At 63.7% G+C, this 5391-nt stretch carries 6 protein-coding genes; 1 reads left to right on the plus strand and 5 read right to left on the minus strand.

Annotated features, from left to right (window positions below; all coding sequences use genetic code 11):
• Positions 1–191: 191 nt before the first annotated feature.
• From L1069_RS23295 to L1069_RS23310, 4 genes are all read right to left on the minus strand, one after another.
• Complete coding sequence (locus L1069_RS23295; protein WP_237457231.1) at positions 192–1406, minus strand: hypothetical protein; 1215 nt, start codon at positions 1404–1406, stop codon at positions 192–194.
• Between the two features lie 75 nt (positions 1407–1481).
• Positions 1482–2906 (minus strand): TolC family outer membrane protein, encoded by a 1425-nt coding sequence (locus L1069_RS23300; RefSeq protein ID WP_237457232.1) that lies wholly within the window; start codon positions 2904–2906, stop codon positions 1482–1484.
• Positions 2907–3042: 136 nt separating this feature from the next.
• A complete protein-coding gene (locus L1069_RS23305; protein WP_237457233.1) occupies positions 3043–3696 on the minus strand; it encodes a protein-L-isoaspartate O-methyltransferase in 654 nt (217 codons plus the stop codon).
• A gap of 229 nt (positions 3697–3925) precedes the next feature.
• Positions 3926–4240, minus strand: coding sequence for a TraR/DksA C4-type zinc finger protein (locus L1069_RS23310; RefSeq protein ID WP_237457234.1), 315 nt, complete (start codon positions 4238–4240; stop codon positions 3926–3928).
• A gap of 234 nt (positions 4241–4474) precedes the next feature.
• Here L1069_RS23310 and L1069_RS23315 point away from each other — a divergent pair, with 234 nt between their 5' ends.
• On the plus strand, positions 4475–4612 hold the full coding sequence (locus L1069_RS23315; RefSeq protein ID WP_129370280.1) for an entericidin A/B family lipoprotein: 138 nt from the start codon (positions 4475–4477) through the stop codon (positions 4610–4612).
• A 57-nt stretch (positions 4613–4669) separates the two neighbouring features.
• Here L1069_RS23315 and L1069_RS23320 read toward each other — a convergent pair whose 3' ends face one another.
• On the minus strand, positions 4670–4942 hold the full coding sequence (locus L1069_RS23320; protein ID WP_237457235.1) for a hypothetical protein: 273 nt from the start codon (positions 4940–4942) through the stop codon (positions 4670–4672).
• Positions 4943–5391 lie beyond the last annotated feature (449 nt).

Below are 5391 nucleotides of genomic sequence, written 5' to 3' on the forward strand. Positions count from 1 at the left end.
GGGGGGGGGGGGGGGGGGGGGGGGGGCCCCCCCCCCCCCCGCCCCCCCCCCCCCCCGGGCCCCAACGGGCGGAGGGCTTTGCCAAAAGCCAGACGCCGGGCGGGAGCAACCCCAATGAAAAAGGCGCACCAGAGTGCGCCTTTCGGTAGGTCATCCCTTCGACGGGCAGCCTTCGCGGGCAGCCGCCGGGTCTAGAGCAGATCATGCGCGGCAAGCGCGCGGTGGATTTCGCGGCGGACCAGTTTGCGCACATTGCGGGTGATGCGTTCGCCCAGCGGACCCTGCAGCTCCTCGCGCACGATACTGGCCACCAGATCGCGCAGGCTGTCCTCGTCCAGGTAGCCGTCACCAGTCTCGGCCAGAGTTTCCAGCGCAGCCCCGGCCATAGCGGCTTCGGCCAGCGTTTCTGCTTTCGCGACCGCACTGCCGTCGTTGACGCCAGGTCCTGCCAAAACTTCCGCTCCCGCGTCCCGGGACGTATCAGCAGCAGCGGATGCACCGTCGTCGTCTTGCGGTGCGGCACGGCGGGCGGAGAGCGGTTCGTCACGCCATTCGATGGTGTCAGTGACAGTGCTGGCAAACGGAGCCTCCGTCTGACTGTCCGGCTCCCATTGCTGCGGTTCCTGCGCCTGCCCGCGCGTACTGCGGGCCTCAAGCTCGGCAATTTTGCGCACAACTGACGCCGCACGGGCCCCGGCAGTTTCAATGGCTTGACTGTCTTGCAGGGCTTGGCTGCCTTGCGGGGCTTGAATGTCTTCCGGGGCCTGACTGTCCGCTGGAGTTTCGGCATCAAGATTGCCGGTGCCGTCCGCCGGCTGCTCCGCACCTGCGGCGGCGGCAAACAGCGTGGCATTGGGATCACCCCAGGGAGCATCTGTCACGGCACCGGGCGTGCATTGCGATTTCTGGTGTTCCGATCCTGCATCCGGGTCTGAATTCAGGTGATCCGCATCCAAGCGGTCTGTGCTCAAGTATCCTGTGTCCAATTGGCCCGGGTCAGGCTGGACGGCCTGCAAACCAGTGTCATGCTCCGCCTCTGCTTGCTGATCATCCGAGGGCAATCCGGTTTCAGCCGCGCTGCTGCGGTGCCGGAAGGCTATCGGGGCTTCCGCTTCCAGAAGGGACGCGCCGTCCCCGGCCCCCGCCATCTCTGAAGGGCCGGTTGTGCCCTCAGCCAGGCTGCCGGACGCAGCCCCGGGTGTCGCCGCTGCAGGGTCGTCCTTTGCCGGATCATCAGTTGCCGGGGGGCTGTCAGGACCGTCCTCCTGCACCCGCAGCGCAGGCGTCAGGACCAGCCGGGCTGCAGGTTCAGGGGCCGCAGGCCCGCTACGGCTGTCATCACTCACCAAGCGGCGGATTGAGGACAATACATCTTCGATCTCAGCATGGGTAACTGGGTCGGACATTTTATTAACCACTCTTGCCTCTTGAAACAGAGTGTAGCGGCCTTCCCGTCACCGCACAACCGATAGGATGAATTGTCAGTTACGTCCCAAGGCCTTGAGCACCCGGTCCAGATCCTTGCCGCGCTTGCTGTATTGCGCAGGCGCACCCTTGACCAGATTGTAATAGAGCGTCGGGTCGTAAATCTCGACCGCCAGCCCAAGATGCTCGGCGGTGAGCAGCCCCTGCGCCTGCAACAGCTGATAAGCCGCAATTGCCTGGTCGGCGCGTGCATTCACTTCGCCTGTCTGAGCATCGAGATATTCTTGCTCAGCCTGCAGCACGTCCAGCGTCGTCCGTGCCCCCAGGGTGGCCTCTTCGCGGATGCCGTCAAAAGCAACCTTGGACGCGCGCACCCGTTCATTGGAGGACACCAGGGTCGCCCGCGCGGTTTCCACATTGAAAAACGCCGAGCTGACATTCTGGCGCACCGCGCGCTGGGTATTGATCAGGGCACCGCGTTCCGTGTCGGCACTGGCAATGGCCCGCCGCCGGGTCGCCGCGTTGCGGCCGCCGGCATAGAGATCTTGTGTCAGCGTCACCGAAGCCGAAGCATCCGAGTCGGTGCCGGTGCTGTCATTCAAGTCTTCGCTAAAGCCCGCAGTGGCCCGGAAGCTGACGCTTGGCCCCAGGGCTTTGGTCGCCGCCCGGATCAGAATATCGGCGGATTTGACCGAATGCTGCTGCGCCAGCAGGTCCGGCTGGTTGCGCGCCGCAATGGATTGCGCCCGGTCGATGGACACAGCCCGCGACGGCAGCCGGGGCTGGCCGGCAATCGCGCCCGGCGCGTGGCCGACAATTTGCAGATAGGTGGCGCGGGCCGTCAGCAGGTTCCCTTCGGCGCCCGTCAGGTTGGCGCGGGCCGCTGCCACCTGGCTTTCAGCCAAGGCGACGTCAGTGCGGGTCACTTCGCCCACTTCGAACCGGTCTTGCGCCGCTTTCAGTTCTTCCAGCAGCAGACGCAGGTTGTTGCGGCGCAGGGCGACATTTTCCTGCCCTTGCAGGACCCCCACATAGGCCTGAACGGCAGATATCAGCACCGATTGCTCAACACTCAGCAGTTGCTGGCGCGTCGCGAGCACCAGTTCCTGGGCTGCCTGTTTGCGCAATCGCGTTTCGCCGCCGTCATACAGCAGCTGGGTCAGCTGGATCTGGGTGCCGAGATCGTTGTTTGTGAACTCGTTGAAGTTGCCGAACTGGTTGACGCTGCGGGAATAGGTATGGCTGGCGGAAAGTGTCCATTGGATCAGCGGCCGCAGCCGGGACACGGCAATCGCCACATCCTCATCCGCGGCCCGCAGCAGCGCCCGGTTCTGTTCCAGCAGGCCGCTGGTCTTATAGGCGCCGATCATCGCGTCGGACAAGTTGTCCGCCGCGGCCTTCAGTGGCAGCAGCGCCGTGGCTGTCACGCCGCCAGCAAATACAAAAGCCTTAAACACACTCGCCGGAAATTTCATTCGCATCGGTTGCCTTATCTTTTGCCGCGCCGCCAGCCGCGGTGGTTTTTATCTGCACTCCGGGCGCTCCTTTGCGCGGCGCCCGGCCTCTTGTTCAGTCTAACGGCAGCGGCCCTTGGGACGCAATGCCGCGCCCTGCGGGTCAGAGCGCGAATTCACGCGCGGCTGCAAACCCCGGAAGCACCGGGGCGCTGGCATTGAAGGCAAACCGCCAGGAAATCCGGGCGCCGCTTTTATAGCCGATTTTCACCTCGCCAAGCGCGCCGGTCATCATCAGAGCCGCGATCCGGCCGCCGTCCTTAAGCTGGTCCAGCAAACCCGCAGGCAGCTCCTCGGCACCGCCCTCAACCAGGATCACGTCATAGGGGCCGTGTTCCGCCGCGCCCCCGGCCAGCAGGCCGGTATGCACGATTGCATTATCCGCGCCGGTTTCCGACAAAAGCTCCTGCGCGTCAGCGGCCATGTCCGCGTCTTCTTCGACGCCGATCACCATCTGCGCCACACGGGCTGCCACAGCGGTGGAATAGCCCAGCCCGCAGGCCACATCGAGCACCAGCTCGTCGTTCTGCAGATCCACCGCATCCAGCATCTTGGCCAGGGTGCGCGGCTCCATCAGCACCCGGGAGCCGCCCAGTTTCACGTTCTGATCCGCATAAGCCGCCTCGCGCTGCGAGTCCGGGACAAACTGTTCCCGCGGGACTTCCAGCATCGCCTCGATGATCGGGTATTTGGTGACATCCGACGGACGGATCTGGGTGTCCACCATCATGCGGCGGCGCTCAGTGAAATCTGGCATCTGCTAAACTCATTTGTTCAGTCGGTCAGGCAGGTTGTGACATATCCCGGCCGGCACGGCAACGGGGGCTTTTGCGCGAAGCCCTGAAGTAGTGCAGAGCTGCAGCAGGACAACGGCTGCGGTTCAGAACCGGCTTCAGCCAGCGGGGCGGCTGCCCCCTGGCTGATGCAGATCCCGGATCTGTCTGTGGATTTATAGGACGCCGCCGGGGCCAGCCTGGCGCAAACTGTCAGAGCGCGCAGGTTTTGCAAAAGGGCGACGCCGGGCGCTGGTCCAGCCAGTCATCGCTGATGTTGTCGCCGCAAATCCGGCAATAGCCGTAAGACCCTTCGCGCAGGCGGGCCAACGCGGCATCAATGCGGCGCAGCTCGTCCAGGCCAGACTTGGCGGGGACCGCAATGGATCCGGCGCCGGCATGGGCAGTACAGGCCTGCCGGACAGAGCCCATCTGCGCTGCGTCCGGCGCAAGACCGGCATTTGCCAGGGTGCCTGCCAGCTGCATCCGGCGCACCTCAAGCGTTTGTTTTCTGGTGGAAAAGTCCATAGTACATGCCCTCCAGCTCAAATTTCGCATAACTTGCCGCGGGGTCAAAGCTACAGCCTTGATCCAGGTCAAGTTACTCGCGATTTTCGGGGATTGCACTACCTTATAAGTTGCAATTTTTGGTAAACCGCATTGCAGGCACCGCCCTGCTCCCGGCAATACCGCTGGCCTGCGCCGGGGCGGCTTGCTAGATATCCCCGCAAAGAACCGGGCAGAGATAAGGAGCCTTAGACGATGAACAGGATTTTTGCGTGTGTGCTGATGCTGCTGGGGCTGGCCGCCTGCGAGACTACCAAGGGCGCGGGGCGCGACATCTCCAAAGCCGGCCAGGCGATCAGCGGCGCCGCGCAGGATGTGCAGGACGCGCTGTAAACCCGTCGGGTTTGTGACAGGACCGCCCGGCCCCGCGCCGGGCGTTTTGCTGTGCGGTCATTCGATCCCCAGCATCTCCTTGGCCTTGGCCAGGGTTGCCACCGACCCGTCATGGTCGCCGCCTTCATGCAGCACCTGGCCCTCGTCGCGCCAGTCATGAACCTGGTCCAGCTCGGCCTCGGAAAGGTCGGTTCCGGCAGCCAGCGCCGCGTCGATGGCAGCCATGTCGATGGGGCAATGGTTGGCAAAGGCCGGCGCCGCCAGCAGGCACAGCGCCGCGGCCAGGGCGGTGAGTTTCACTGTTTTGGGTGTCATAGTTTGAACGAACATGGGCCATCCTCCGAACGTTTGGCTGGGTGGAGGATAGCATTTTTGCGGCTGGTTTTCAGCCGCGGGGGTGGCCCGGGTGCGGAACCGGCGGAGGTTGGCGCACGGGCGTGGCGGGTTTTAGCCGGGGCGGTCAGGTTGCCTACTCACGCGGAGGGCAGCGTCCGGCCCGGCGGGGTGGGAAGCGAAGCGCCCGCGTCGCGCTGGAAGCACGCCTCCGGCATGACGGGGGCGGGACGGGCGCTGCCCGGTCCAGCGATCAGGTGATACACAGTGTCATTTAAACTGAAACAAATAAAAAGGGAGATCTTTTCAGACAGGAAAAAAGTTAACAACCACACCCGCCACAACGGAAACAACAAAGCCTGTCAAAATAGTTCCAACCCAAAATTGTCGAGCCTTTAGCGCTTTAACTTTTTCAGAAAGGAAAATTTCGACCTGATCTTCGTTAC

This window comes from Leisingera sp. MMG026 (genome assembly GCF_021654205.1).
Taxonomy (GTDB): Bacteria; Pseudomonadota; Alphaproteobacteria; order Rhodobacterales; family Rhodobacteraceae; genus Leisingera.

What these genes read in the sequence shown, in the direction of transcription:
- L1069_RS23320 (WP_237457235.1), bottom strand. Translation starts at nt 4,942, where the DNA reads ATGTTCGTTCAAACTATGACACCCAAAACAGTGAAACTCACCGCCCTG.
- L1069_RS23300 (WP_237457232.1), bottom strand. Translation starts at nt 2,906, where the DNA reads ATGCGAATGAAATTTCCGGCGAGTGTGTTTAAGGCTTTTGTATTTGCT.
- L1069_RS23310 (WP_237457234.1), bottom strand. Translation starts at nt 4,240, where the DNA reads ATGGACTTTTCCACCAGAAAACAAACGCTTGAGGTGCGCCGGATGCAG.
- L1069_RS23305 (WP_237457233.1), bottom strand. Translation starts at nt 3,696, where the DNA reads ATGCCAGATTTCACTGAGCGCCGCCGCATGATGGTGGACACCCAGATC.
- L1069_RS23295 (WP_237457231.1), bottom strand. Translation starts at nt 1,406, where the DNA reads ATGTCCGACCCAGTTACCCATGCTGAGATCGAAGATGTATTGTCCTCA.
- L1069_RS23315 (WP_129370280.1), top strand. Translation starts at nt 4,475, where the DNA reads ATGAACAGGATTTTTGCGTGTGTGCTGATGCTGCTGGGGCTGGCCGCC.